Source organism: Acidobacteriota bacterium (assembly GCA_020349885.1).
Taxonomy (GTDB): Bacteria; Acidobacteriota.
Genome location: CP070701.1, coordinates 1 through 26620, shown reverse-complemented (window position 1 = coordinate 26620; position 26620 = coordinate 1). Strand labels below are relative to the sequence as shown.

At 64.9% G+C, this 26620-nt stretch carries 28 protein-coding genes and 1 tRNA gene; 11 read left to right on the top strand and 18 right to left on the bottom strand.

Annotation, left to right across the window (positions count from 1 at the left end):
- Window positions 1-8 precede the first annotated feature (8 nt).
- From JSV08_00145 to JSV08_00110, 8 genes are all read right to left on the bottom strand, one after another.
- Complete coding sequence (locus tag JSV08_00145; GenBank protein UCF80875.1) at window positions 9-1355, bottom strand: FAD-dependent oxidoreductase; 1347 nt, start codon at window positions 1353-1355, stop codon at window positions 9-11.
- A gap of 37 nt (window positions 1356-1392) precedes the next feature.
- Entirely contained in the window at window positions 1393-2253 is an 861-nt protein-coding gene (locus JSV08_00140) for a phytoene/squalene synthase family protein (GenBank protein UCF80874.1), read from the bottom strand.
- A complete protein-coding gene (hpnC, locus tag JSV08_00135; GenBank protein UCF80873.1) occupies window positions 2250-3194 on the bottom strand; it encodes a squalene synthase HpnC in 945 nt (314 codons plus the stop codon). Before hpnC ends, JSV08_00140 begins: the two co-directional genes overlap by 4 nt.
- Entirely contained in the window at window positions 3194-4015 is an 822-nt protein-coding gene (locus JSV08_00130; GenBank protein UCF80872.1) for an ABC transporter substrate-binding protein, read from the bottom strand. Before JSV08_00130 ends, hpnC begins: the two co-directional genes overlap by 1 nt.
- A gap of 76 nt (window positions 4016-4091) precedes the next feature.
- Window positions 4092-4874, bottom strand: a complete 783-nt coding sequence (locus JSV08_00125) for a Stp1/IreP family PP2C-type Ser/Thr phosphatase (protein UCF80871.1) — start codon at window positions 4872-4874, stop codon at window positions 4092-4094.
- A 122-nt stretch (window positions 4875-4996) separates the two neighbouring features.
- The gene (locus JSV08_00120; protein ID UCF80870.1) at window positions 4997-5644 is read right to left on the bottom strand and encodes a DnaJ domain-containing protein; all 648 of its coding nucleotides are present in this window, start codon (window positions 5642-5644) and stop codon (window positions 4997-4999) included.
- 6 nt (window positions 5645-5650) lie between these two features.
- Window positions 5651-6802, bottom strand: coding sequence for a hypothetical protein (locus JSV08_00115; protein UCF80869.1), 1152 nt, complete (start codon window positions 6800-6802; stop codon window positions 5651-5653).
- Entirely contained in the window at window positions 6762-7565 is an 804-nt protein-coding gene (locus JSV08_00110; protein UCF80868.1) for a helix-turn-helix domain-containing protein, read from the bottom strand. The genes JSV08_00115 and JSV08_00110 overlap by 41 nt, the downstream gene beginning before the upstream one ends.
- A 125-nt stretch (window positions 7566-7690) precedes the next feature.
- On the opposite strand from JSV08_00110, the gene JSV08_00105 reads away from it, so the two are divergent.
- The 3 genes from JSV08_00105 (at window position 7691) to JSV08_00095 (ending at window position 10219) form a co-directional block, all read left to right on the top strand.
- Window positions 7691-8209, top strand: a complete 519-nt coding sequence (locus tag JSV08_00105; GenBank protein UCF80867.1) for a helix-turn-helix transcriptional regulator — start codon at window positions 7691-7693, stop codon at window positions 8207-8209.
- A gap of 238 nt (window positions 8210-8447) precedes the next feature.
- Window positions 8448-9290 carry an RNA polymerase sigma factor RpoD/SigA gene (locus JSV08_00100; protein ID UCF80866.1) on the top strand — a complete coding sequence of 281 codons (843 nt, stop codon included), beginning with the start codon at window positions 8448-8450 and terminating at the stop codon, window positions 9288-9290.
- An 11-nt stretch (window positions 9291-9301) separates the two neighbouring features.
- Window positions 9302-10219 (top strand): ATP-binding protein, encoded by a 918-nt coding sequence (locus JSV08_00095; protein UCF80865.1) that lies wholly within the window; start codon window positions 9302-9304, stop codon window positions 10217-10219.
- Between the two features lie 176 nt (window positions 10220-10395).
- Here JSV08_00095 and JSV08_00090 read toward each other — a convergent pair whose 3' ends face one another.
- Window positions 10396-10728 carry a response regulator gene (locus JSV08_00090; GenBank protein UCF81799.1) on the bottom strand — a complete coding sequence of 111 codons (333 nt, stop codon included), beginning with the start codon at window positions 10726-10728 and terminating at the stop codon, window positions 10396-10398.
- A 48-nt stretch (window positions 10729-10776) separates the two neighbouring features.
- On the bottom strand, window positions 10777-11670 hold the full coding sequence (locus JSV08_00085; GenBank protein ID UCF80864.1) for a GAF domain-containing protein: 894 nt from the start codon (window positions 11668-11670) through the stop codon (window positions 10777-10779).
- 301 nt (window positions 11671-11971) lie between these two features.
- Between JSV08_00085 and JSV08_00080 the strand changes: the two genes are divergently transcribed.
- Genes JSV08_00080 through JSV08_00070 form a run of 3 tightly spaced genes read left to right on the top strand, consistent with a single transcriptional unit; the run spans window position 11972 to window position 15282 of the window.
- Complete coding sequence (locus tag JSV08_00080; GenBank protein ID UCF80863.1) at window positions 11972-12742, top strand: succinate dehydrogenase; 771 nt, start codon at window positions 11972-11974, stop codon at window positions 12740-12742.
- A 3-nt stretch (window positions 12743-12745) separates the two neighbouring features.
- The gene (locus JSV08_00075) at window positions 12746-14542 is read left to right on the top strand and encodes a fumarate reductase/succinate dehydrogenase flavoprotein subunit (GenBank protein ID UCF80862.1); all 1797 of its coding nucleotides are present in this window, start codon (window positions 12746-12748) and stop codon (window positions 14540-14542) included.
- Window positions 14542-15282, top strand: coding sequence for a succinate dehydrogenase/fumarate reductase iron-sulfur subunit (locus tag JSV08_00070; protein UCF80861.1), 741 nt, complete (start codon window positions 14542-14544; stop codon window positions 15280-15282). The genes JSV08_00075 and JSV08_00070 overlap by 1 nt, the downstream gene beginning before the upstream one ends.
- On the opposite strand, the gene JSV08_00065 is transcribed toward JSV08_00070, so the two are convergent.
- The 3 genes from JSV08_00065 to JSV08_00055 all read right to left on the bottom strand — a co-directional run bounded on the left by JSV08_00065 (window position 15203) and on the right by JSV08_00055 (window position 18714).
- Window positions 15203-16480 carry a PD-(D/E)XK nuclease family protein gene (locus tag JSV08_00065; GenBank protein ID UCF80860.1) on the bottom strand — a complete coding sequence of 426 codons (1278 nt, stop codon included), beginning with the start codon at window positions 16478-16480 and terminating at the stop codon, window positions 15203-15205. The two genes, JSV08_00070 and JSV08_00065, sit on opposite strands and share 80 nt — an antisense overlap.
- A gap of 98 nt (window positions 16481-16578) precedes the next feature.
- Window positions 16579-17577: an esterase gene (locus JSV08_00060; GenBank protein ID UCF80859.1), complete on the bottom strand. Its 999-nt coding sequence runs from the start codon at window positions 17575-17577 to the stop codon at window positions 16579-16581.
- A gap of 57 nt (window positions 17578-17634) precedes the next feature.
- Window positions 17635-18714 carry a PIN domain-containing protein gene (locus JSV08_00055; GenBank protein ID UCF80858.1) on the bottom strand — a complete coding sequence of 360 codons (1080 nt, stop codon included), beginning with the start codon at window positions 18712-18714 and terminating at the stop codon, window positions 17635-17637.
- A gap of 179 nt (window positions 18715-18893) precedes the next feature.
- On the opposite strand from JSV08_00055, the gene JSV08_00050 reads away from it, so the two are divergent.
- The 5 genes from JSV08_00050 (at window position 18894) to JSV08_00030 (ending at window position 24275) form a co-directional block, all read left to right on the top strand.
- Entirely contained in the window at window positions 18894-20270 is a 1377-nt protein-coding gene (locus tag JSV08_00050) for a tetratricopeptide repeat protein (protein ID UCF80857.1), read from the top strand.
- Between the two features lie 8 nt (window positions 20271-20278).
- Window positions 20279-21814 (top strand): 2,3-bisphosphoglycerate-independent phosphoglycerate mutase, encoded by a 1536-nt coding sequence (locus tag JSV08_00045; protein UCF80856.1) that lies wholly within the window; start codon window positions 20279-20281, stop codon window positions 21812-21814.
- Window positions 21811-22737 (top strand): ComF family protein, encoded by a 927-nt coding sequence (locus JSV08_00040; GenBank protein ID UCF80855.1) that lies wholly within the window; start codon window positions 21811-21813, stop codon window positions 22735-22737. Before JSV08_00045 ends, JSV08_00040 begins: the two co-directional genes overlap by 4 nt.
- The gene (locus JSV08_00035; protein UCF80854.1) at window positions 22688-23044 is read left to right on the top strand and encodes a hypothetical protein; all 357 of its coding nucleotides are present in this window, start codon (window positions 22688-22690) and stop codon (window positions 23042-23044) included. Before JSV08_00040 ends, JSV08_00035 begins: the two co-directional genes overlap by 50 nt.
- Before the next feature lie 73 nt (window positions 23045-23117).
- Entirely contained in the window at window positions 23118-24275 is a 1158-nt protein-coding gene (locus tag JSV08_00030; GenBank protein ID UCF80853.1) for an SAM-dependent methyltransferase, read from the top strand.
- A 41-nt stretch (window positions 24276-24316) separates the two neighbouring features.
- Here the strand turns inward: JSV08_00030 and JSV08_00025 are convergent, their stop codons facing one another.
- The 5 genes from JSV08_00025 to JSV08_00005 all read right to left on the bottom strand — a co-directional run bounded on the left by JSV08_00025 (window position 24317) and on the right by JSV08_00005 (window position 26518).
- On the bottom strand, window positions 24317-24826 hold the full coding sequence (locus JSV08_00025; GenBank protein ID UCF80852.1) for a molybdenum cofactor biosynthesis protein MoaB: 510 nt from the start codon (window positions 24824-24826) through the stop codon (window positions 24317-24319).
- Between the two features lie 36 nt (window positions 24827-24862).
- Window positions 24863-25282 (bottom strand): molybdenum cofactor biosynthesis protein MoaE, encoded by a 420-nt coding sequence (locus JSV08_00020; protein UCF80851.1) that lies wholly within the window; start codon window positions 25280-25282, stop codon window positions 24863-24865.
- 7 nt (window positions 25283-25289) lie between these two features.
- Window positions 25290-25535: a molybdopterin converting factor subunit 1 gene (gene moaD / locus JSV08_00015; protein ID UCF80850.1), complete on the bottom strand. Its 246-nt coding sequence runs from the start codon at window positions 25533-25535 to the stop codon at window positions 25290-25292.
- Entirely contained in the window at window positions 25532-26368 is an 837-nt protein-coding gene (locus JSV08_00010) for a TIM barrel protein (protein ID UCF80849.1), read from the bottom strand. The genes moaD and JSV08_00010 overlap by 4 nt, the downstream gene beginning before the upstream one ends.
- Window positions 26369-26430: 62 nt before the next feature.
- Window positions 26431-26518, bottom strand: a tRNA-Leu gene (locus JSV08_00005).
- Between the last annotated feature and the right edge of the window lie 102 nt (window positions 26519-26620).

Sequence of the window (26620 nt, the reverse complement as noted above, 5' to 3'; positions counted from 1 at the left end):
AGTTAAGGTTAACAGAAATCTCTTTCCAGCACAAGGCGCGCGCACGCCTCGCCGCTCCGCACGGCGCCCTCCATCGATGAGGGCCAGCCCGTCGCCGTCCACTCGCCCGCAAGGAGAAGGTTCGGGATTCCGGCGCGGGGAGCGGGGCGCAGGCAGTGGTAGCCGGGAAATGGAAGGAGCGTGGCGGCGGGCTCCTTGACGACGCGCGAGTACACGAGCGCCGCGCGCCTCGCTTCGGGAAAAAATTCCTTGATCGCCTCGTCCATGGCCTGCACGGCTCGCTCCTTGGGCGCGTCGAGCCACTCCCGCGCCGAGCTCAGGACGACGCTCAGGTACTGAGTGTCGCGGGAGGGGATTCCGAAGATGCGACTTTTGTTGAAGACCCACTGGAGGCGGTGGCCGGGGAAGCCGGCGAAGTCGAAGTCCACGACGGGCCGGTCGTACCAGAGGTGCACGCCGACTATGGGAGAACCTTCAAGGCGGGGGAGATGCGAGAAAGGCTTCAGGGTGCGGAGCGAGGGCGGCGCGAGCGCGTAGAGCTCCGCCGGGGGAAGAGCCAGAATGTATGCGTCGGCGGTGTGCCGCTTGTCGGTTACGTCCTGCACGCCCGCGACGCTGGAGCGCTCGAGCGTCAGGGCCGCGGCTCCGCGCTCGGTGAGGACGCGGCCGCCGCGCGATTCGACGTAGGCGCGCGCCGCGCGCCCTACGGCTTCCTGGCCCCGCAGGAGATAGCCCACGGAGGAGAATTTTCTCGATTCGAGAAGTCCCTTGCGGAAGACGAAGAAGGCGGCGGCGGCGTCGGCCTGGTCGACGTGCGCGTTGAGGGCCGCGAGCGCAAAGAAATCCCAGAAATAAGTCACGGCGGCGGGACTCTGGCCCGTCGCGCGCAGCCACTCGCCGAAGTTCTTTCCCTCGAAGCCGCGCACCTCGTCCTCGCCCATGCGCCGAATCCGGTCCATCGCGCGCGCCACGGCGAGGCGCTCGCGCCACGAGAGGGGCTTCAGCCGGAAAAGCGCCGGCGCAAGGTGCAGTGGCGCCGGAAGGGGCGCGGCGTGAAACACGACCTGCCCCCGGGGCGTGAAGAGGCGCAGGCGGAAAATTTCCTGAAGGTGTGCGTCCTCTTGCAGCCCCAATTTCTTCAGAAAGCCGCGCAGCCGCTCGAAGCACCCGAGGAACACGTGCTGGGCGTTGTCCACAGCGCAGTCCATCCGCGCGTCGCGCACGGAATAGACGCGGCCTCCGAGGAACGGCCTCTTTTCGAGAAGGGTGACCTCACAGGCGTCGGCCAAGGAGCAGGCCGCGGCCATCCCGGCCACGCCTCCTCCCACCACGAGCACGCGAGGGCGCTTCGTCATGCCCTGGGGCGCCGGACGGAAGGTCTCGGTTTTTTTCTCAAGGCAGAAGCGCGTTGCGCAGGAAGACGCCCGCGGCGAGGCTCCACTTTTCCCCGCCGTTGAGCCCGATGTTCCGGGAGAAAACGTCGTAGCGGGAGCGCTCGATTTTTCGGAGGATTCCCAGGTAGAGCGCCGCGATCATGCGGGGGCAGTAGCGCGCGCGGCGGGGGATTAGCCGAAAGAGGGGGTTTGCGTCCCGGAAGCACTGGTGCGCGCGCTCCGTCTCGAACTCCATCAGCGCGTGGAAGGCGCGGTTGGTCTCGCACCGGAAAAGCTCGTCCCGCGTGTAGCCGAAGCGGCGCATGTCCTCCTCCGGCAGGTACACGCGGTGCCGCTCGGCGTCCTCGCGAAGGTCGCGCAGAATGTTCGTAAGCTGCATGGCGAGCGCGAGCGTCTCGGCGTGGCGCTTGGCCTCCTCGCTCCGGTAGCCCAGGACTTCGAGCACCATCAAGCCGACGACGCCCGCGACCTTGTGGCAATAGCCTTTAAGCTCCTCGAACGTGGCGTAGGAGGTCGTGCCCAGGTCCATCATGACGCCGTCCACGAGTTCCTCGAAATAGGAGCGGGGGATTTGGTAGCGTCGGATGGTGTCGGCAAGGGCGACGAACACGGCGTCGTCCACCTCCTCGCCGCGCTCGATGCGGCGCAAGTCTTCGAGGTAGCCGTTGAGCATCGTGAGCTTCTGGTCAACCGAGAGCTCGCCGTCGGCGATGGAGTCGCAAGAGTGGCAGAAAGCGTAGATGGCGTAGAGCGCCTCACGCTTCGGGCGGGGAAGGAACAGGAAGGCGTAATAGAAATTGCGCGCCTTCTTCCTCGCGATGATGCGGCAGTGGCGGTAGCCGTCGGCCAGGTTCATCACGAGGAAACCCTCGGGTTCGCAAGGAATCCGCCGGGGAGGAAACGCCGCCGTCCCCACAGCGCCGCGACCCAGAAAATCTTCCTCCAGCGCGGCACGGCGGGGCGGGCGCGGAGGACGTCGTAGCGGGCGCGCTCGATTGCGCGCAACACGGCGCGGCCCCCGCGGAGAAAAAGCCGCACCTCGCCCGAAAGGCTCGGCGGCACCTCCGCGACGAGGGGCTCGCCCTCGTCGAAGAGCATGCGCGCGCGCTCGACCTCGAACCGCATGAGCGCCGCGAAGCGCTCGTCCGCCTCGCCCCGCGCAATCGCCTCCTCGCGGACGCCGAAATGCCGCATATCTTCCTCAGGAATGTAGATGCGGCCGCGTCTTGAAGAATCCTCGCGCACGTCCTGCCAGAAGTTCGCGAGCTGGAGCGCCGTGCAGACGGCGTCGGAAAGCTTTCCTCGCCTCGAGTCGCGCAGGTCGTAGAGCGCGAGCACGATGCGCCCCACGGGGTTGGCCGAGTGGTCGCAGTAGTAGAGAAGGTCCGCGTAGGTCGCGTAGCGGCTCCGGCGCTGGTCCATCCGGTTGGCCTCGATGAGCTTCAAGAAAGGCTCCGCCTCGAGGTCGTATCGAGCTATGACGTCGCCCAAGGCCACAAACGTCGGGTGGGAGGAAGTTCCCTGGAAGGCCGCGCGCGTCTCTTCCTCCCATCGGTCGAGAAGCGCGAGGCGGCGCTCCGTCGCCGCCTCGTCGCCCAGGTCGTCCACCCCGCGGCAGAAGGCGTAGACGGCGCAGAAGGCGCGGCGCTCCTCCAGGGGAAGAAGCCATGAGGCGACGGGGAAATTCTCGTAATGGGTTTTCGCCAGACGCTCGCAGGCGCGGTAGGCCTCTTCCAGGCTGGTAGGCGGCGCCCCCGCTTGGAGCGCGCGGCTTGCGGCGGCGCTGGGCGTGGGTGCCATCAAAAGTCCAGAGAAACCGCGGGAAGGAGCCCGCGCTCGTGCGCCATGTCAAAAAGCGTTTTTATGGCGCGGCGCCCCTCCGCTCCGTAGTCCAGCGTGTAGCCGTTGACGTACATGGCGACGAACCGCTTGCCCGCCTCGCGCGAGAGTCCCCGCCCGAACCGCATGGCGTAGTCGAGCGCCTCGTCCGTGTGCGCCAGGGCGTACTCGATGCTGAGCCGCATGGCGCGCTCCGCCTTGGCGCGCACGCCGTCGGAAAGGCTTCGCCGGATGACGTTTCCGCCCAGGGGCAGGGGAAGCCTGGTCTCGTCGAGCCACCAGGCCCCAAGGTCGGCCACCTTCGCAAGGTCGTGCTTGGCGTAGGTGAGCTGTCCCTCGTGGATGAGAAGGCCCGCTTCGACTTTCCGCTCGGACACGGCGTCGAGGATGGTGTCGAAGGGCATCACGACCGTTTGCACGCGGGGCTCGTAGAGGCGCAGGAGAAGGTGCGCCGTCGTCATCTCCCCCGGCGTGGCCACCGTCGCGCCGGCCGGGGAAAACGCCTTGTCGTCATTGCGCGCCACCAGGACGGGGCCGTAGCCGCGGCCCACGCTTCCCCCGAGGGGCATGAGCGCGTAGCGCTCCGAGAGGCGGGGATAGGCATGGAACGAGACCGCCGTGATGTCGTACGCCCCTTCGAGGGCCTTGCGGTTGAGGGTTTCGATGTCCGCGAGAACGTGCTCGAACACGAGCCCGTCGGTCGGCACCCTCTCGTGCGCGAGCGCGTAGAACATGAACGCGTCGTCGGCGTCGGGGCTGTGGGCGAGCGTCAGGCGGGTCATGCTTTTAATGACCGATGACCAATGATTGATTATTGATGACCGGCAAAGAATGAGGACAGCCGGCATCGATCACCGGTCATTGGCCATCTTCCTCCACAGACACCAGGACCACGGTGGTGTTGTCCTCGCCCCCGGCTTCGTTCGCGCCTTCGATGAGTTTATTGCACATAGCTTCCAGATCGTCCGCGCCCGCCAGGGCTCGTTTAAGAATTTCCTCATCCGAAATCATGGTGTTCAAACCGTCGGTGCAGAGGATGAACAGGTCGCCCGGCTGCACGTCGCACTCGATGATGTCCGCCTCGACCTCCTCGTCGCTTCCGAGAGCGCGCGTGATGACGTTCCGCAGGGGATGGCGGCGCGCGGCCTCGGTCGAGATGGCGCCGCTTTCCACCTGGGCGCTGATCCACGAGTGGTCGGTCGTAAGCTGCTCGATCTTGCCCTCGCGGATTCGATACGTGCGGCTGTCGCCCACGTGCCCGATGTAGGCGTGCTCGCTGTCCGCCTCGTCGGCGCGCACCGTCAAGGCGACGAGCGTCGTTCCCATGCCGCGATAGCGCTCGTTCTTCTTGACCTCGTCGAGCACGCGCCGATTGGCGATCCGGATGGCCTGGGCGAGCTTGTTGCCCTCCAGGCTTAAGCGCGGATTGGACTCATACGGCCATGTGGCTTCCTCGTCGGCGCTTTCCAGAAATTCCTTCACCGTGTCGACGGCCAGACGGGACGCCACCTCGCCCGCGGCGTGGCCTCCCATGCCGTCGGCCACGATGAAGAGCCGCCGCGCCTCGTCCACCAAGAAGCAGTCCTCGTTATGCTCCCGCACAAGTCCTTCGGTCGTCGTGCCGTAGGCGCAGATGTTCATGGCGCTTTTTTCAGAGGTTTAATCCCGACCGAAGCTTGCCTCGATTCATCGGGGCTTGCCTGTCGACAAATCCAGGACGGTCGGCGGATCGTTCGTTGAAAAAAAACAGACGCTATCCTTGCTTACTTGTCCTTCGGTTTCCTGAACCACGCGCCCGTCATGAAGCCTCGCTCCTGCGGGGCTTCGGGGCCTTGGGCGATGCTCTGGAGTTCGGTGTCCTGCGGGGCGAGCGTCAGGGCCTTCTGGGCGAGTTTCTGGGCGCGTATCTTCATGCCTTGCTTTTGGTAAAAACTGATAAACGCTTTGTAGTATTCCACATTCTTCGGCTCCAAGGCAACCGCTTTCTGGTAATTTCCCACTACGTCGCGTCGCCATTTGGCGTTGGACTCCTGGAGGCGCGCCAAGTGGTAGGGGTATTTGCCCACCTTGCCGTCGAGGGCGCTGGCGCGCTTGTAGCATTCGATGGCGGTGTGGAAATCCTTGACCTGCTCCGCCGTCTGCCCCCGGCCGAAGTAGACGCGCGCCTCTTCCTCGGGAGTTTTTCGCTCCACTTCCTGCTGAAGCCCTTGGTCGTACTTGGCGCGCGCGGCGGAATCGCGCAGCGTATTAAAGGCCTCGTTGATCGCCTGGACGTATTTTTCGGCTTCCGCCCGCCGCGCAGGGTCGGAAAAGCGGTCGGGATGATTCTCGCGCATGAGCTTCATGTAGCGCTCGTAAATCTCGCTCTGGCTCGCCTTCGGGGAAACGTCCAGGACTTCGTAATAAGTCATGGCCCGTTATTTCTTGACTTTCGCCTTTTTCTTCGGCTGCGTCTTGCGCATATGAACGAACTTCGCCTGCTTGCGGACGGCCTCGGGGATGTTTTTGTCGGTCTGGGCGACCTGGAGATCTTTGGCCGAGAGTATGGGCATGAGATTGATGGACGTGTGCTGCGGCGTGAGCGGATTCTTAATGAGGGAATGGACGATGAAATAACTTTTGCGAAACTTCTTGTTCTCGGAAATCATGGCAAGCACGTCGCCCGACACGTTCCGCAGCTGGGCAATAATCTCGGCCTCCGACGCGGTAAGCTTGGGGCTCTTGACAACGGCTTTCTGCACGGAGGGGTTGGCGTCGCGGACCAAAATCATGCGCGCGTCCCGCCCCTCGCGTATGGCGGCGAGGATCTTCTGGCCCGTGTTCATAGCCTTGATTCTTGCGTAGGTCGAGAGATCCTCCTCCTCTTTCTCGTCCTCTTCTTCGGGTTCGGCGTGCCTCGCCTTGAGCTGGCCCTTGATTTCCGAGAGCATCTCCTCGGCCTCGGGCGGCGGCGGTGCGGCGAGCGCGGCTTGGGTTTCCCGCTCCTCCTGGGCCTGGGCTTCGGCTTGAAGGTGCGCGAACTCCTTGTCGTCGGTCTTAAGGCCGAAGTGGCGGATCTGAAGCTCGCGCAGGCGCAGGCGCACGCGCGGCGTAAGGGCGGGGTTCGCGAGCATGGCCTCCACCAGGGGCTGCGCCCGCATCAGGAGTTCCTCGTTGATGCTGATGAGCTCGAGGAGGTCCGAGTCGGCTCTCTGCGCGAGAAACTGAACGGTTCCGATGTCCACGCTGGTGTTGAGCACCACCTCTTCCAGGACACGCGTCCGGTTCGGGCACGCGGCGCACAGAAAATGCAGAACGGGCGGCTCGACGCGTTTGTCGCTCGCCATCGCGGCGAGCATCTCCTCGTCGTAGGTGTCGATGGTCTTCTTCAGGGTGAGGCGGATGTCCTTGTCAGGATCCCGGCTTAAAAGGTAGAACGAGCGCGCCAGGTCGGCGCGGTCGAGCGGGAGGGCGCCTTTCGCCCCCGCGCTCCGAATGCGCTCCTCGGCCTGGCCCGTGGCCAGTCTCTGGAGGATGGGATTCGAAAGATTAATGGAGGGCTGCGGCGTCGCTAATAGGGCTTGTGCCATACTCCAATTTACCTTCTGCGGCGTAAAGATACAACGCACTCCGTCCGGGCGGCGTCGATAGCTCTTTCCCGGCCACCGTCAGCCGGAGTGCGGCGGCGTACCCGGCGCGGAGGGAAAACGCGCGCCCGAGGGGGTACGTGCGCTCCTCGCCCGGAAAGAGCTCGCGGTCGAGGAACACGTCCCCTTCCCGCTCCACGTAGACATGCGTGCGGCGCAGGGCACGGACCGTAAGCAGCGTTTCTTCGCCGATGGCCCGCAGAATCTGCGGCGTTCGGTCAATAACCTCACTGGACACGGAAGGCGAAGCAGGCGGCGTCTGACGGTGCGTCGCCCGCAATGCCGACCACACCGCAGGGACCACGCCGGCAAGCGCCAGGCCTACCAGCACCACAAACAAAAGGAACGCTTCTTTCCGCGGTTCCATCCTCCGCATCGACGCAAGCGTCGAGACTACGGAGGACGGGTCGCTTTGGGCGCGGCGGTCCGTCGGGGAGACGTCGTCCGCCGCCTGGCGTTCCGAAAGCGCGGTGCAGCGCTCCAAGAAATCGGCGGCGTTCGCGCCGATGCACTCGCAATAGGCTCGGACGAAGCCCTTCGCAAAGACGCGGCCCGGAAGGCTCTCGAAGCGTTCCTGTTCCAGGGCCTCGAGGTGGCGCCTGGAGATCCGCGTCTTGCGCGCGATTTCCTCAAGCGACACCCCGCGCGCCTCGCGCTCGCGGCGCAGGGCCTCTCCGAACGAAAGGGGTGAGTTTTGGCCGGACATGAGAACCTCTCTTGCTACATGGTAAGGGGACAAAATTGGAATTGTCAACGCCGGGCTTTCATGCATGCCCGTGAAAACATTTCGTCGAGGTCGGGACCTCGGTGTGGTATACTGAGGATGCTTCCATGGTACGCCGCGCAGCCAAAGCCGATTCGACTCCAAAGGCCAAGACTCGTGCACGCACGGTTTCCGGAGAGCGCCGCGGCCGCTCCGGCGCCGCGTACGCCATCGGCGCGGTCGCGGAGCGCTACGGCATTCACCCGCAGACGCTGCGCCTCTACGAGCGCGAAAACCTCCTCGTCCCCGCCCGCAGCGAGGGCAATACGCGCCTCTACTCCGAAGAAGACCTTGAAACCCTCGAGTTCATCCTGAACCTGACGCGAAACCTGGGCGTGAACCTGGCGGGGGTCGAGGTCGTGCTGAACATGCGCGGACGCATGCTCGAGATCCAGCGCGAGGTGGAAGAACTGCTTCAGAGGATGCAGCGGGAATTCGCGGCGCGCCGCATGGAGCCTCCGCTCACGCAGGCGCTCGTGCGGCTCAAGGATTTGTACCGAGAGGATTACGCGCTCGAACACCGAGAGCGCACCCTTTCCCCTTCTTCCCATGGCCAAGGCAAAGAAAAGAAAGGCGAGCGCGGCTAAGGCGAAGCCCTCAAAAAAGACGGCAGACGCCCGACGCCGCCGGCCTGTCCGGCCAGGACCGCGTCCGTCGTCAACCCGAGCGGGCGCGACCTCGCCCGCCCCGGCTCGGCGGAGCCGGGAAAGACGAAAGGCTTCTTCCGCGACACCATGCGAGCCGCCAACCCACGCTCTGCCAAAGGCTTCGCGGAGGCGAGAGGCCCGGACGACCTCGAAGAAAAAACGGAGCGTTCTCGAGCGGGTGTACGACGAGGGCATCACCGCCGACTCGCTCCAAACTTACCTCCGGGAAATTTCCGAGATCTCGATGCTCACGCCGGAGGTGGAAAAGGAACTCGGCGGTAGGTATTTCCATGGCCGGGACGAAGAGGCGCTCAGACAGCTCATCGAGGCCAACCTGCGCTTCGTCGTGGCCGTGGCGAAGCGCTACCGCCACCGCGGGGGCATCTCGTTTCACGACCTCATTAACGAAGGAAACGTGGGCCTTATTCAAGCCGCACGCCGCTTCGATCCGGAGAAAAACGTCCGCTTCGTCACCTACGCCATGTGGTGGATTCGCCAGTCCATTCTGCGCGCCCTGAGCGAGTACGAACAACCCTTCAAGCTTCCGCCCCGCAAGGTGGCGCTTTCGCACCAAATCGCGCGTAGTGCGAGGTCCCTGCGCTCCGAACGCGAGCGCGAGCCGACCCTCGAGGAGATTGCCGAAGACGCGGGCACGACGCTCGAAGAGGTTACCGAGCTCTACGGCATGCGCAAGGAGTCGCTCGACGAGGTGCTCGACGAGGAATCGGGCTTCACGCTGCTCGACAGCCTGAAGCAGGAAACCGTGCCCTCGGCCGAGGACTCTCTGCTTCGCCACATGCTGATTGCGCGCGTCGGGGAGGTCCTCGCGCGCCTGAGCGAGCGCGAGGAAAGGGTCCTCCGCCTGCGCTTCGGCATCTACGGGGGAGATGCCATGACCCTGGAGGAGATCGGCGAGGTCATGTACCTGTCGCGCGAGCGGGTGCGCCAGATCGAGAAAAGCGCGATCAACAAGCTGCGCCGCTCGCACCTGGCGTTCCAGTTGCGCGGCAGTTTGAACTGAGTGGAGGCCCCATGGCCAAGACCACCCCGAAATCAATTGCCCCACCCGAAACGCCTTCGGTCGGCGGACGCGCCCGGGAGGGGCCCTCCGACCGGCCCGGCGGGGGGGCGGCGCGCAGGGACGCGTCGCTTGCCCCGGCGCTTGCGTCGGGACTGGCGCCACCCGAGGAATTCGCGGAAGCCTCATGGCGCTGCGCCCGGTGCCGGGATACGGGGTGGGTCGAGGAAGAAGCGGGCGAGCGCGGCTACATGCGCGTGCGTCCCTGCGCGTGCCGGACGGAGCGTGCATGCGAGGCCGCGCTTCGAGAGGCGGGCATTCCGCCCCGATTCGCCCGATGCACCCTCGATAATTTCAAGACGGCCGGCCTCGGCGAGGACATTCGGAGCGCGCTTCAGGCCTCCCGGGGCTTTGTCAAGCAATTTCCCATGAAGAAGGGACTCCTCTTCATGGGCAGTCCCGGGGTCGGAAAGACGCACCTGGCGGCGGCCATCCTGAACCGGCTGCACGAGACGTTCGGCGTCCGGGTGCGCTTTGAAGATTTTTCGGAGCTTCTCGCCCGCATCCGCCGCTCGTACGACCCGCGCGCCGAAGCACTTCCCCACGAGCAGGAGATCCTCGCGCCCGTCTACGACGCCGAGGTGCTTCTGCTCGACGATCTCGGGGCCTCACGCCTTTCGGAGTGGGCGCGCGACATGCTCTATCTCGTCGTGAACACCCGCTACACCCGGGGACGCCTCACGCTCGCGACCACTAATTTCATGGACGCCCCTCCCCGCCGCGCACGCTCCTCGTCCAAGCGGACCCCCTCCGATCCCATCGAGTCCGACACGCTCGAGGAGCGCGTCGGCCCCCGCATCCGCTCGCGCCTCTACGAGATGTGCATGGTCGTCCGCATGCAGGGCGACGATTACCGCCGCCGGAAAAAATAGCGGCGCCGCGCGCCGCGTCGGACCCGCCCTGATGCTTGAGACACCGGGATTCGTTCCGCAATTTCCTTATAATGGTGGGCCGAAGCTCCCCTCTATGCCTCTGCCTTACTGTTTACGTCGCCTGTCCAGCCCCGCGGCAAAACTTTCCCGGTCGGCGCCAAGGCGCGCTGGCGGGTCTACGCCGGCAGGAGGCTGGTGATGGTCTTGATGAGGTTGGAAGACTGGATGGGCTTGGCGATGTAGGCGTTCGCGCCAAGCTGGAGGCCGCGCTCGCGGTCCTCCTCGGCGCCCTCGGTCGTGATGATGATGATCGGGAGGTGCTTCAGCTTGTCGTTCTCGCGCACGAGCTTGACGAGCTTGAGGCCGTCCATCACCGGCATGTTGATATCCGTCACTATCATGTCCACGCTGTCGGTAGAGAGTTTCTTCAACGCGTCCACCCCGTCCACCGCCTCCACGATCCGGCACCCCTCGAAACGCTTCAGCGAAAACGAAATGAGCTGCCGCATCGTGGGCGAGTCCTCCACGACCAGGAACGTGATGGAATTCGAAGCCACTTACTCTTCGCCTTTTTCGTCCGACGTGGTGGTGAGCAGGTCGAGAAATCCCTGGATGGTGGAGAGCTTGCGCTCCGACTGGGAGTAGAGCTTCGAGCTGAACAGCGCCGTCGCCGCGTGCCCCGCAAGCAGCGTGAACAGCTCGTAGTCCACCGCCGAGAAGCTGTCCTTCTGCACCAGCAGCTTGTAGAGCGTTATCACCCCGATGACGTGCTCCTTGATCTTCAGCGGTATGCACACCAGCGGGTGCTCGTAGCCCACGTCGCAGTGCTTGGGGTCCTGGTTGATGTAGTACGGCTCGCCCGTCCTCGCAACCGTCCCTATGATGCCCTTGCCTATCGAGATGCTCGTCCGGGGGTAGTTTTCCATGCTCTCGTGCGCCACGACGGAAAGCTCGTTCGTCTTCTCGTCGAGAAGCATCAGCGCGAACTCCTCGGCGCCGATGAGGTTGATGATGATTTCCATGACGATCTGAACGACTTCCTGGAAGTCGAGCGTCGAGTGGAGCTGGTAGGAGGCGACGTAGAGGTTGGCGAGGTTGTTGTTCTGCTCCTCGATCTCGAGGTAGCGGCGGGCGAAGTCCTTGTTCTCGCTCTCGACCTCGCGGTACTTGGACTCGAGGAGTTTTTTCTCGTCCTCGGCCCGCTCGAGCTTCTTCTGCAGGTGCGAGACTTCTTCCGGAACGTCGCCCCCTCCGGACTGCACCCGGCTTTCTAGCGAGGCGACCTTGTAGCGCAGCTTCTCGTTCTCGCGCAGCACCTCCTCGGTAAACTGCTTGCCCATGTTGTAGATTTCAAGAAATTTCTCTCCCTTTTTGAGGAGGTCGCTCTGGGGCTCACCCCCTTGCAATTGAGGAGCCGTGGCCGCCGTTTTCTTCTTCGATTCGTCCGCCATTTTAAAGAATTCTCCTTTGTTTCATTACATTTTAGAAAGTGCAATATAGCATAACACCACCGACACCGCAAACCGGCGGCCATCCGCCCCGCCCCTTGGACGGGGTTCCCGGCCCTCTCAGGTAGCATAGCGAAGCCCCGCAGCAATTGCAAACCCCGTCAAGGCTCCCCGCCTCCCTCCCGGGCCGGCCGGGCCAAAAAGACTTGCATGTCCCTAAGAGTTGTTCTATACTCTATTTCAATACTTGTGATTTTGCCTAAAAGACTCCGACACGACGCGTGATAGGTTACGCAACAACTTTATGACAAATCCAACCAGCGCGGTTTCCTCTCCAGGCGGTTTCGGAGTCACCCTGCGGCGCGACCTCTGGTGGATGGGGCCTCTTGCGACGGCAACGGCACTGTTCCTCTTCATCGTGTACTCCACATGGCGGGCGTTCCAGGGAATGCACTACGAGTGGGGGCCCTACACATCGCCCTTTTATTCTCCCCAGTTCCCCTTTCCCGAGTTCTGGCCGGAGTGGATTCCGCGCTCGCCGGCGTTTCTGATCGTGTGGGCGCCCGCGGGCTTCCGCCTCACGTGCTACTACTTCCGCAAGGTTTACTACCGCGCGTATTTCCTCGACCCGCCCGCCTGCGCGGTTGGCGAGCGCTCGAAGCGCCGCTACAAGGGGGAAACGGCGTTTCCTTTTGTCCTGCAAAACCTCCACCGCTACTTCCTCTACGTCGCTCTCGCCCTGCTGGTGTTTCACTGGCATGACGTGGGGTTGGCGTTCTTCTTCGACGACGGCTTCGGCGTAGGGGTGGGAAGCCTGGTGCTTCTCGCGGACACGAGCCTTCTCACTCTGTACGTGTGCGGATGCCACGCCCTGCGCCACCTGATCGGGGGTAACGTGGATTGCTTCTCATGCGCCTCTCTCGGCGGCACGAGACACAAGACGTGGAGCCTCGTGAGCATCCTGAACCGAACCCACATGTTCTGGGCGTGGACGAGCCTTTTCATGGTGGGCTTCGCCGATTTCTACGTGAGTATGGTCGCCTCCGGCGCCTGGACGGACGTGAGGATTTTCTAGGCCATGGCGAGCTACGAAACACGCGATTACGACGTGCTGGTCGTCGGCGCGGGCGGAGCGGGGCTGCGCGCGGCCATCGAGGCGTCGGCCCTGGGCGTGAAAACGGGCCTCGTCTGCAAGTCGCTCCTCGGGAAGGCGCACACGGTCATGGCCGAAGGGGGCATGGCGGCGGCCGTTGCGAGCGTGGACCCGGAGGACACCTGGAGAGTCCACTTCCGCGATACGATGAAAGGCGGCAAGATGCTCAACCACTGGCGCATGGCGCAGCTCCACGCCATGGAGTCCCCCGAGCGCGTCCGCGAGCTCCAGGAGTGGGGCGCGATCTTCGACCGCACGGCCGTGGGCGGCATATCGCAGCGCGCGTTCGGAGGCCACACCTACAAGCGGCTCTGCCACGTGGGGGACCGCACGGGCCTCGAGATGATCCGCACCCTCCAGGACAGGGGCGTGCACGCGGGCATGGACGTCCACATGGAGTGCACCATCACCCACTTGCTGAAGGACGGCGAAAGAATCGCGGGCGCCTTCGGCTACTTCCGCGAGAGCGGGCTGTTCGTGCTGTTCCGCGCGAAGGCCGTCGTGCTCGCCACGGGGGGCGTCGGCAAGGCCTTCAAGGTGACCTCCAACTCGTGGGAGTACACGGGCGACGGCCACGTTCTCGCCTACGAAGCCGGCGCGGACATGGTCGACATGGAATTCATGCAGTTTCATCCGACGGGCATGGTCTGGCCGCCGAGCGTGCGCGGCACGCTCGTGACCGAGGGCGTGCGCGGAGACGGCGGCGTCCTGAAAAACTCGAAGGGCGAGCGCTTCATGTTCAGCTACATTCCCGAAGCGTTCAAAAACGACGTGGCCGCCTCGGAGGAGGAAGCCTCCCGCTGGCTCGCGGGAGACAAGCAGGCGCGCCGCCCTCCGGAGCTTCTCACGCGCGACGTCTGCGCGCGGGCCATCGTGAGCGAGGTGCGCGAGGGGCGCGGCAGCCCGCACGGCGGCGTTCTTCTCGACATCGCCTACATGGACTCCGAGTACGTCAAGAGACGGCTGCCCAGCATGCACCACCAGTTCATGGAGCTGGCCGGGATGGACATCACGAAGGAGCCGATGGAGGTCGGCCCCACGGCTCACTACGCCATGGGCGGCGTCCGCGTGGACCCGGAGACGCAGGCCGCGACCGTGCCCGGCCTCTTTGCCGCCGGGGAAGCGGCGGGGGGCATGCACGGCGCGAACCGCCTGGGCGGCAACTCGCTCTCGGACCTGGTCGTGTTCGGCCGGCGCGCGGGACAGGGCGCGGCGGAATACGCAAAATCCCTCCGGGAAAAGCCGCGCGTCAACCTGGCCGAGGCGGAAGCGTGTGCGAAAGAATTGCTGGAGTCGTTCAACCGCAGCGAAGGGGAAAACCCCTTCGTCGTCCACGAGGCCCTTCAAGATATGATGGAAAAGAACGCGGGCATCGTCCGGAACGAGAAGGACCTGCGCGCGGCCATCGATGCGCTCGCCGGGCTTCGCAAGCGCGCCTCCGGCGTCAAGGTGAGCGGCACCCGGCAGTACAACCCCGGCTGGAACGAGGCGATTGATTTAAAGAATCTCCTGACGGTGAGCGAGCTGCTCGCGCGCGCCGCGCTGGAGAGGAAGGAAAGCCGCGGCGCCCACACGCGCGAGGATTATCCCGACTACGACAAGGCGTTCGCGAAGGTCAACGTCGTGATTCGAAGGCGCGACGGCGCGATGCAAGTGGCCCAGGAGCCGCTTCCCGAAATGCCGGACGAGCTGAAAAAATTGCTCGAAGGGGAGAGCGCGTGATGTCGGACCTCACGCTGCGCCTGTTCCGCGGCGACGCCCAGGGCGGCGAGATACGGGAATACCGCGTGCCGGTCGAGGAAGGCATGGTGGTGCTGGACGCCGTCCTACGCGTCCAGTCGCGGCAGTCGAACGAGCTCGCGTGCCGCTGGAACTGCAAGGCGGGAAAATGCGGCTCCTGCAGCGCCGAGGTGAACGGCCGGCCGCGCCTGATGTGCATGACGCGCCTCGACCTGTTCCCAGAGGGCGAGCCCCTCACCGTGACCCCCATCAAGACGTTTCCCGTCATCAGGGACCTGGCGACGGACGTCTCGTGGAACTTCGAGACCAACAAGCGGATCACGCCGTTTACGCCGAAGGCCGACGCGGACTGGAAATTTTTTCAGCACGACGTGGAGCGCGCGCAGGAGTTCCGCAAGTGCATCGAATGCTTCCTCTGCCAGAACGTGTGCCACGTCCTGCGCGACCACGATCTGAAGGACGCCTTCATGGGGCCGCGCTTCCTGGTGCGCACCGCGGGGCTCGAGATGCACCCGCTGGACGTCGCCGACCGCCTCCGGTACCTCAAGGACGAGGGCGGCATCGGCTACTGCAACATCACGAAGTGCTGCACCGAGGTGTGTCCCGAGAAGATCACGATCACCGACAACGCCATCATCGCCCTCAAGGAAAGGGTGGTGGACCGGTTCTACGACCCGTTGACGTGGCTTTGGCGGCTGCTGACCGGCCGCCGATCCAAGTAGCCGCCTCCCCTACCCCTTCTTCTTGAGGCTGATCTTCCACTCGTCGCGCCGGTCGAGTAATTTCTCGATTCTTTTCTGAAGCCGGTCGTCGAATCGGCCCGTGAGGAACGCCTTGTTGAGGGCGGCGTGCTTCAGCTCGGAAAACTCTTCCCACAGGCCCTCCCGCCGAAGGAACTCCTCCAGGGGGGCGCGGTTCCCGGAGTCGATCGTGGGCGCGGCGAGGTATTCCTTGTGCCGGACCATGGCCGCTTTTTCCGCCCCCTCGAAGGAATCGATCTCGCAGCTTTCGGCGAGCTCCCTGAGCCGCTCCTTCGCCTCGTCGATCTCCTTTTTCGAGAGTTTTCCTTCGCCCCTCCAGCTCCTCCCACTTGTCCACGAGCGCGGCGCCCTCCTTAAGGGCCTCGCGGCGCTCGGGGGTGACCTTGGGCGGCGCGGGATTCTTCGCCGGGCAGACGCTTTGGAAATCGCACCAGTTGCAGAGGACCGATTCGCGCGGCTCGAACGTTTCCTCACGCTCGATACGGCGGATTGTGGAAACCGCCCACCGGCGCGTGTCCTCGACCTTCGCCGGGGTGGGCGAGACGCGGATCTCGCGCCCGAACACGAGGTAGTGCCAGACGAACTCAACGCGCCCGACGTCCGGCATTGTCTGCCGGACTCCGATGCCGTAGAGCGCGAGCTGCCGGTCCTTCTCCATGTCGTCCTGCGAGGGAAGGCGCATGGAGGACTTGTAGTCGTGTATCTCGACCTCGCGCGGCTTGGGCTCCATGAGGCGGTCAATGACGCCCTGCATCCTGTACTGCCCCGCGTCGTCGAGGGCAAAGCGCACGTTCTCCTCGAGGCCGAGGATGCGGCCCTCGCCGTCGAACGGGTGGTGCTTGTCGTAATAATCGGCGACGCAGCGCTCGCCCGTGCGGCGGTAGTCGTCGGCGGTGTACTGTTCCTTGACGATCGTCACGTCGTCGCCCCACTCCTTCTCCCAGACGCTGTGGTAGTCCTTCACGACGTCTTCCTTCGCCGGAACCTTGCTCACGAGGAGGGCGCGGTAGAGGTTCTCCAGCGCCTTGTGCGCGACGCTGCCAAGGAACATCTCGATGCCCTTGAACTCGGGAACGTCCGGCCTTTTGACGTAGCGGAAGTAGAATTTCTTCGGGCACTGCTCGAACGTGGTCAGGCGCGAGTGCGAGTAGACGGGCATGGTGTTTTGCTCCTTCGCTATTCTAACAGAGTGCGAGCGACGAGTCTTCGTCGGGACTCCGTTTACCCCGGGGACAGGGGAGGGCGAACGGGTTTTCTTTATGCAAGCGCCTTCGCGAGAAGCGGCAGGCTCACGTCGAAGCGGTAGGAGACGGCCCGGTGGCCGCCGTCGAACTCCTCGTAGCGCACCGCGAGGCCGTGCCGCCCGAGCTCCGCCGCGAGAGCGCGCGCTCCCCACTGTAGGTTGTACTCGTCCCTCGCGCCGCAGTCTAGGTAGACGAGGCGCAGCTTTTTCAGGTTCTCCGCGTACCTTGCGACCATGTTGACGGGATCCCACGCGCGCCACCGCTCCCACACCTCCGGCCTGAAAACGCCCGTCTCCAGGTCGAAAGGGAAATCGATCCCGAGGTGCGGAGAGTCGGGGTTGGGAGAATAGTGGGCCGCCATGGCCAGCACGTTGAGCGCCTTCGCCCACTCCTTCCCCTTCCGGTCGACGTCGGCCCAGAATTTCTCGAGCCACGCGGCCGGCCCCCCCGCCTCACGGAACCGCTCCAGGGCGTCGGGAACGTCGGGCAGGTAGCAGAGCTCGAAGTTCGAGTCCCCCGAGTGGTCGGCGAGTGCCTCAAAGATTTCCGGGTGGCGCATCCCGAGCACGAGGGAACCGTAGCCCCCGGAGGATTTTCCGAAGATTCCCCACCTCCCCGTCCGGTAGCGCCCGCTCACGAACGGTACGATCTCCTGCAGCAGGTAATCCTCGTAGGGGCCGACGGCCGTCGAGTTGATGTACTGGCTGCCCCCGAGGCGGGTGAAGCAGTCCGGGGCGACGACGATAAGAGGCGGGCACGCGCCGGAGCCGATGAGCCGGTCGAGGCGTTCCTTGAGATCCTCGCCCAGGGGGTCGACGTTGAAGAGCGCCGCCCCGGTCCCCGCGAATCCCGCCGCCGCAAGAAGGGTCGGGTATCTTTCGCTCGCGCTCTCCCCGTAGCCGGGAGGCAGGTAAATTGTAAGATCCCTCTCGCTCGGGTCGCCGAGGGGATTCCCCTTGAGCAGCTCGCTGTCGAACCGCTCGACTATCCGGCTGCCCTGCCCGGCGCTCATCGCTTTCTTGCCTTGTCCCATCCCCGCCAGCGGGATGCGCGCTCCGAAGGGAAGCGATTACGCGCGGTACCCGCCGCGCTCGCGATAGTGCGGGGGTTCGGAGCGGCCGCCGCCATGGCCCGACGCGGGATCGGCATGCGAGCGCGACTCGCCGGAGCCCGCCACCTCGCCGAAAATCATCTTGCCCGCAGTGGTCTGAAGGACCGACGTGACCGTGATGGAAACCGTCTGGCCGATGTGGCGGCGCCCGTCGTCGACGACGACCATGGTGCCGTCGTCGAGGTACCCCACGCCCTGCGTGCGCTCCTTGCCCTCCTTGAGGATGAAGATCTCCATCAGCTCTCCGGGAAGCACTATGGGCTTGAGGGCGTTCGCCAGCTCGTTGACGTTCAGAATGTCCACCCCCCGAAGGCGCGCCACCTTGTTGAGGTTGAAGTCGTTCGTGATGACCTTGGCGCCGAGGCGGGTCGCCAGCTCGATGAGCTTGAGGTCCACCTCGCGGATTTCGGGAAACTCGGCCTCCATGATGACCACGTTGATGTTTTTGTTCTTCTTCATCCGCTGGAGCAGGTCCAGCCCCTTGCGGCCGCGGGTACGCTTGATGGAGTCGGCCGAGTCGGCGATGTGCTGGAGCTCGCGCAGGACGAACTGGGGAACGATGATGTCCCCTTCGATGAAGCCCGCCTCCGTGATGTCGGCGATGCGGCCGTCGATGATCACGCTCGTGTCGAGGATCTTGTTGATGGTGCTCGGGGTCTTGTCCCCGAAAAGCGCCTTGATGGTGTTCGAGTCAAGCCACTGGCCAAAATGCGCCCCGATGCGAAGCCCCAGGTAGCCCATGAACAAAAGCGTCGCCACGTAGACGAACTCGATGTGGTGGCGGTAGGCGGTGGTCGAGGCGGCGATGGCCTTGTTGATGAGGAACGCGACCAGGGCGCCGCACATGATGCCCACCCAGCCGCCAAGGACGACGTTGAGGGACATCTGCGGAATGCGCCGCTCGAGGTAGAGCATCCCAAGCCCCAGCACCGCGCCCAGCCCCATGCCCTCCCAGCGGTTGAGCTCCCAGGGGTGGAGCGAGTAACCGAGTATCAGGAAAAGGGCAAACACGAAAACACGAGTCAGGTATCGCTTCATGGTAACAATCCTCCATAAAATAGTGTTTTGCCGTCATCATAAGCCTATATTTAACCTATCCCAACAGTATATCCTATTTGAGCGCAGGAAAGCAAAAATCCTCTGCGCCAAAAAAACGAACCGCTTTGGCTTTTTTGCCACGTTTGCGATATACTCCTTGGGTGAGAGTGTAATACGAGATGCGTCCTTGGACTACGGTTAAGCTCATTCTTCTTTTGGCGATTCTGGTCGTGCTTGCCTTCATCGCCGACGCCAACCGGAACATCCTGGGGCAAGAATTCGAGTTCTTTGGCGTCTACCGCATGCCGACGCTTCTGGTGATCATCCTGGCGTTCGTGCTCGGTCTTCTTGTCTCGGTCATCATGCTGGGTCTTCGGGAGGCCGAGGCGCTCGCGGGCAAGTGGCGAGGCCGCGTGGGCAAGAAGGAGGCCGCCCGCGCCGACGCCCTCACGTTCGCCGCGATGGACGCCATCATGGAAGCGCGGCTCGCGGACGCAAAGCGCCTTCTGGCGGACGCGCTACGTACTCAACCCGACCATCCGCGCGCCCGCCTGTGGCTCGGGCACGTGCACCGCTTGGAAGGGCGGGCCGAGGAAGCGCTTCGGGAGCATCAGATACTTCTCGCGCAAACCCCAGAGGCTTGGGCGCCCCAAGTTGAAATCGCGCGTGATCTCATGGCGCTCGAACGCCGCGACGAGGCGGTCGACACGATGCGCCACGCGCTCAAGCAGCACCCGGCGCGATGGGAGGAGGGAAATCTGCTCCTGCTGGACATCCACATGGCGGCGGGAGAGTGGGACCGCGCGCAGGACGTGTACGAGCAGATCCAGAAGCGTGCCGAGTCGGAGCGCCGCGATGACCCGCGCCCCGAGTGCCAGTACGTGCTTCCCTACTGCAAGGCAACGGCGCTCATCGAGGCCAAGGATTTCAAGGGAGCGGAAAAAATTCTTCGCCGGCTCGTGAAGGAGCAGCCGAAATTCGCGCCCGCGTATGTCGCCCTGGGAAAAGCCCGGATGTTCCTCGGCCGCGAGGGCGAAGGCGTCGAAACGTGGGTTGAGGGGATGCGCGTCACGGGATCGCTCGCCTTTCTCCCCATGCTGGAAGAACACTTCCTCGCCACCGAGCGCCCGGACAAGGCACTCGAAGCGTTTCGCGGGATCGCAGCCTCGGAGAAGAACAACGTGCTCTCTCAATTCCTTTTGGGCAGGCTCTATCACCGGCTCGAAATGATGGACGAAGCCTACAAGCAGTTTCGCACCATCGAGTCGCGCGTGTCCCACTCCCCCACCTTTCACTACTTCATGGGAAAGCTCCGGGAGCGTCGGGGCGCGCTTCCGGAGGCGCTCGAAAGCTACAAGCGCGTCATCGAAGAAAGCGGCGTCCTTGCCCTTCAGTACGTGTGCCGAAGCTGCGGAGCCTCCAGCGAATCCTGGAGCGACCGATGCGAGCGCTGCCGCACATGGGGAAGCACAGAGCTCGATTTTCGCACCGAGCTCACGCCCGACGAAATGGGCCTTGCCGAAGCGCCGGTTTACTCGGCCGCCTCGGGCACCTAGGCCGACCCATGTACCCCTGCCTCCTCATCGTCCTCGACGGGTGGGGATGGCGTGAGGAGACGCGCCACAACGCCGTGCTGGCCGCGAACCCGCGCCACGTGTACGGCCTTTCGGATCGCTATCCCTCGACGCTTCTCACGGCATCCGGGCTGGCGGTGGGCCTTCCCGACGGCTACATCGGCAACTCCGAAGTGGGGCACCTCCACATCGGCGCGGGCCGCACGGTTCCTCAGCTTTTGACGCAAATTTTCACTGACATCGAGAGCGGAGCCTTTTTTCAAAACCCGGTGATTCGGGAAGCGCTGCGCTGCGCCCGGGAAGACGGCGCCGCCCTGCACCTCATGGGCCTCCTTTCGGACGGTGGCGTGCACAGCCACCAGGCGCACCTCGAGGCACTGCTTCGGGCCGCCCGGGAGGCGGGATGCCGGCGCGTCGCGGTCCACGCCTTTCTGGACGGGCGCGACACGCCGCCCGAAAGCGGCGTGGGCTACGTCGAGCGCCTGCTTTCCTATATGAATGAGACGGGCGTGGGGACGCTCGCGACGCTCATGGGGCGCTTCTACGCCATGGACCGCGACAACCGCTGGGATCGCACGCGTGCGGCCTTCGATGCCCTCGTCAAGGGGGAAGGGCACGGGACGCTCGACCCGCTGGACGCGTTGCGCGCCTCCTATCGAGGCGGAACGACCGATGAGTTCGTGAAGCCGCACGTCGTGGGCCCCCCGAAGGAAAACCGCGTCGGCGAGGGCGACGCGGTCGTGTTCTTCAACTTCCGCGGAGACCGCGCCCGCCAGCTCACGCGCGCGTTCACGGAGGGGGATTTCAAGGAATTCACCCCGGACGTGCGGCCCGGCCTGGGCTACTTCGCCTGCATGAGCGAGTACGACAAACGCTTCACGCTGCCCGCGGCCTATTCAAAGCGGAAGCTCGCGGGGATCTTTGGAGAAACGCTGAGCCGCCACCGCATTCCCCAGTTCCGCGTGGCCGAGACGGAGAAATACGCCCACGTGACCTATTTCTTAAACGGGGGCGAAGAGCGGACGTATTCAGGCGAAGAACGCGTGCTGGTGCCCTCGAACCGCGCGGTCAAAACCTACGCCGAGGCGCCCGAGATGAGCGCCAGGGGCATTGCCGAGGAGGCCTTGCAGCGCCTGGAGCAGGGCCCCAAGAAGCAGGTCATCCTCGTGAACTTCGCCAACCCCGACATGGTCGGCCACACGGGAGACTTCGAGGCGGCGCGGCGCGCCTGCGAAGTGGTCGACGGCTACGTGGGCGAGCTGGTGGAGCGGGCCCTTGCGCTGGGGGGAAGCGCCTTCGTAACGGCCGACCATGGCAACGCCGAGCGCATGGTGGACGAAAACGGCGACCCGCATACGGCGCATACGACCAGTCTCGTGCCCTTCGTGGCCGTAACGCCGGAGGGAAAGAAATTCTCGCTGCGTGACGGCGGAACGCTCGCCAACGTGGCGCCGACGCTTTTCGAATTCCTCGAGATCCCGCAGCCGCCGGAAATGGCCGCCCCCTCCCTGGTGGAAGCTCCATGAGAGCGGCCGTCGTCGACTCGCTTGTGCATCTGCTTTTTGCGGTGGAGTGCAAGGTGTGCGGTGCCGCCACGGCCCTTAGGAGCGAGACGATTTGCTATGCCTGCCGCGAGGCCGCGCCGGAAATCCTGAGCTCCGTGTGCGCGGCGTGCGGTCGGCCGTTTCTAGGAGAAGGATCGGCGCGCTCGAACTTGCTTGTGCAAGCAAGTCGCAACTGCGGCCAGTGCCTTCGCAAACGTCCGCCTTTCGAGGCGGCGCGCTCGTTCGGGCTTTACCGCGACGGCCTCCGCACGATGGTGCACGGATTTAAATACGGCGCCGACCTTTCCGCCGGGCGAGTGCTGACGCGGTTCCTGCGGAAGGCGGCCGAGCGGCACGGAATCTTGGAAAACGTGGACGCAGTGACTTACGTGCCGTCGCATTGGACGCGGCGCTTGGCGCGCGGGTTCGAGCCGGTGCGCGTCCTGGCCATGGAGCTGGCGCGAGACGCGGGGCTTCCGGCGGCGAGACTTCTGCGCAAGAGGTTTTTGCGCAAGAGGCTTTCGCTGATGGCGAGGCTTTTGCTCAAGACGCTTTTGCGCAAGAAGCTTTCGCTGGTGGCGAGGCTCTCGCTGGCGGCGAAGCTTTTGCGCAATACGCGCATCACCAACCAAGTGGGGCTGTCGCTTCCGGAGCGGAAGAGCAACGTGCGGCGCGCCTTTGCGCCGACGCGGCGCATGCGGGGGAACCGGCCGCGCAGCGTGCTCCTGGTCGACGACGTGTACACCACCGGCGCCACGGCCCGCGCGTGCGCACGCGCTCTCCGGCGCGGCGGCGCCCGCCGCATCCGAATCCTGACGGTGGCGCGGACATGGAACATCGAAAGCGAGGAACACGATGGAAAAAATCAACCTGGGCGAGAGGCTGTTTCGAGCGTTGGGCTCTAAGCCCTCGGCGCCGACGCCCGTCGCGCTCGTGGACGACGGCTACTGGGTCTACCTCGCGCGGTACCAGGGCGAGTGCGGAACCCAGCAGAACGAGAAAGACATGTTCTGCCTGCTCCTCGAGGGGGAGCTCGAAGTCGAAATGGAAGACGATCAGCTGTCGCTCGAAAAAGGCGAGGCGTTCCTCGCGAAAGGCGGCACCCGGTGGCGCCCCGTGGCCAAAGGACGAGGCGCCGTGGCGCTCCAGTTCGAGTCGCGCCGAAAGCGCTCGTTCGGCGAAGCGGACGTGATGGACCTGGACGTGATGTAGCCGCGCGAGAGGCGTCCAGGCCCTTTCCCCCCTGCGGTACCGTCATGCTTACCCCGCTGCGGCGCGGCCACTAATGAGCGTCTCCCCTTCCAGACCTGCCGGCGCGGCCCTGGAGCGCCTGCTACGCGAGGCGATTCGCCGCGAAGGCGCCCTGCCCTTCTCGCGCTTCATGCGCGAAGCACTCTACCATCCGAAGCTCGGCTACTACATGCGCGGGGCACACCCCACGGGCCAGGCGGGGGACTTCGTGACGGCGCCCGAGATGACGCCGGCGTTCGGAGGGCTCGTGGCGGCGTTCGCGGAGCGCCTCGCCCCATCACTCCCGTCGTACACGCTCTACGAGTTCGGCGCCGGAGCGGGAACGCTGGCACGGAGCGTTCTCCGGGCGCTTTCCCCCCCGGCACGCCCCGTGCGCTACGTCCTGGTCGACAACCACCCGGCGGCCGCGCAAGGCGCGGCCTCCCTCGTGAAGGAAGGACTCCCGGCGGATGCGCTCCCCTACCCGCTTCCAAGCGCTCTCTCCGCGCCCGGAGGCAAGTGCTGCCTCGTGCTCGCGAACGAATTCCTCGATTCCTTTCCCGTCGAGGTCGCGCGCCGGAGGGACGACGGGGGCTGGGAAACGCTCCACGTCGAGCTTCGGGGAGAAACTTTCGCCGAAGCGTGGCGGTCCGTCCCGGACGACGGCCCCCTGCGGCGCTATCTCGAACGCTACGCCGAGCACGCGGAGGCGGGGCAGCGCGTCGAGGCGCCGGCTTCGAGCCCGGAAAGCCGGGAGCCGGGGATCGAGGCGTGGCTCGGGGACGTCGCGGCGCTGACGGGGCGCGGCGTCGCCGCGGTCTTCGACTACGGCGACCTCGCCGAGCCCCTCTACTCCCCCGTGCGCAGGCTCGGCACCCTGAAGTGCCACTTCCGCCACGCGGTGGACGCGCGCCCGCTCGAGCGCGCGGGCGAGAAGGACATCACGGCGAGCGTCAATTTCAGCTACCTTGAAGACGCGGCGCGCGCGCGGGGCTTCGAGGCGCGTACCGTCGAGCTGTGCGCCTTCCTGCTCGCGATGGGCGCCGAGCGCTACGTGCGGGACGAAAAATTCCAAGGCCCCGCGCGGCGGGGACTCCTGTCGCTCCTTGACCCGACGGGCATGGGCGGCCTCTTCAAGGTGTGCGTCCTCTCCCGCGGCGTCGAGCTGGAGCCCTTAAAAACGTTCCGGGAAATCGTCTCCGCCGCAGGTTGAGGCGGGGCCGTCACAATCCGGAAGGCCGGGACACCGATCCGTCAAGAGCCTTTTCCGGCCTCGAAGACCATGTGCCCTAGCTCGGGGAGCAGGATGTCGTTCATGGCGAGGCGCACGGCCTCGAGCGCTCCCGGCATGGCCACCACGACCTTCCGCTGAATGACGCCGGCCGTCGCGCGGCTCAGGATGGCCGCCGGGCCGACTTCGGCATAGCTCAGGCTGCGAAAAACCTGCCCGAAGCCGTCGATCTTTTTGTCGAAGATTTCCTCGATCGCCTCGACCGTCACGTCGCGCGGCGAGATGCCCGTGCCGCCCGTGAGCAGGATGACCTCCACGCGGTCGTCGGCGGCAAGCTTCTTGACGGCCGTCTTAATCTTCGCCTTGTCGTCCTTGAGGATGCTGTAGCCCACCACCTTGTGGAAGTTGTCCTTGAGGAGCTCCTTCACAAGCTGGCCGCTGAAGTCGTTCTCTTCGGTGCGCGTGTCGCTTACGCCCAGCACGTAGCAGCGCACATGGTCGGGGGATTTCTCTTTGTGTTCCGCTTCTCCCATAAGACTCCTTTCTTATTTCTTGTAAGCTATAAAACTTTATCCGCCGTGCGGGGCTTCCACCCACTCCGCGCCTTCGTCGTTTCCTTCCTTTTTCCAGATGGGGACGAGGCGCTTTATCCCGTCGATGATACCACGGCAGGCGCGAAACGCCTCGTCGCGGTGCGGCGCGGAAACGGCGACGGCCACGGAAACGTCGCCCACCTCGAGGCGTCCCGTCCGGTGCTCCACGGCCGCGTCGCAGAGGGAAAACTCCTCGGCGGCGCGCTCCACGATCTCGCGCATCTTTTTTTCGGCCATTTCGTCGTACGCCTCGTAGTGAATGTAGTCCACGCGCTTCCCGTCATGGTGATTGCGCACGACGCCCTCGAACACGGCGACGGCGCCCGCCTCGGGGCGCGCCACGCGCCGCCGAAGCGCGTCGAGCGAAATCGTCTCCGTCGTCAGCCGCACGTGCACGGGCGCGTCATCCTCCGCTCACGGGCGGGAAAAAGGCCACCTCGTCGCCGTCGCGGAGCGGCGCGTCGAGCTCCGCGTACTCGGCGTTCACGGCGCACAGCATGGAGCGCTCGAAGCGCTCTAGGCGTCCATTTTCCTTCACGAGTGCGGCCCACGCGCTCCGCACCGAGGCGTCCGCGGGAAGCTCCACCGCCCCGCCGCGCGTCCGGGCGGCCTCGGCAAGCGCCGCGAAGAGCCGTACGTCTACCTTCACGAAAGCTCCTCGTAGGTTCTATTGAGAAGCCGCGCGTCGTCCTCGATGTTCGGGCTCTCGCACACGAGCCAGCCCGCGACCTTCTTGTCCCGCAGGGCGCGCAGGAGCGCGCGGTAGTCCATGTCCGAGTCATCGAGGTTGAGGTGTTTGAGCTCGCCCTTGGCGCCGTAGCGGATGCCTGCGACGTGAATGTGCAGGCGCTCGAGCGCGCTGCGGCCGAGCTCCTCCTCAACCCGGTTCAGCATGGCCGTGAACTCCTCGTAGGTGTTGTGCTTGCCGTTCGAGCGCGCGTGGCAGTGAGCAAAGTCGATGCACGGGGCGACGCCCTCGACGTCGCGGCTCAGGCGAAGCAACTCCTCCAGGTCGCCCCACTGCGTCGGCTTGCCCGTAAGCTCCGGGGCGAGCGCGGCGCCGTTGCTCCCGTTTCGCTCGAGGCGCTCCCGCACCGCCCTCGTCCCCTCGAGGATGCTCGCGTAGGTACTTTCCGCCGTGTCGCCGAGGTAGAAGCCCGCGTGGAACGCGACGCTCACCGCGCCGGCCATCCGCCCGATGCGCGCCGCCTCGTACAGGCGCCGGGCGCTCTGCCTGCGCTTCTCCGGCTCTTTCGCGTGGAGGTTGATGTAATACGGCGCATGGACGGTGAGGGCGAGGCCTTCGCCCTCGGCCACGCCGGCCGCCTCGCGCGCCTGCGGCTCACGCATATACACGCCCCGGACGAACTCGAGCTCCATGCCGTCGAGGCCGAGGCGCTTCACCTCGCGCAGCCCCTCTAGGACGCTCGCCCCTTTGGCGCTGTGGGGAATGCCGGCGGTGAGAAAGTTCAGCTTGCTCATGGCGGTCTAGGATAGAACCTTCGGTAGCGAAAAAAACCCGGGCCCTTGCCCGCAAACACGGCTGGTGCCGAGGGGGGGAGTCGAACCCCCATGGGCGCGAGGCCCGGGGGATTTTGAGTCCCCTGCGTCTGCCAGTTCCGCCACCCCGGCACGCTTTTCATTATCCCCTATTTTCAGGGAGTCGGCAAGCTTTTCCTCGTCGGCGCCAGATGGAGTGCGCGCCCGGACCGCCGAATGCTTGACTTCGGGGTA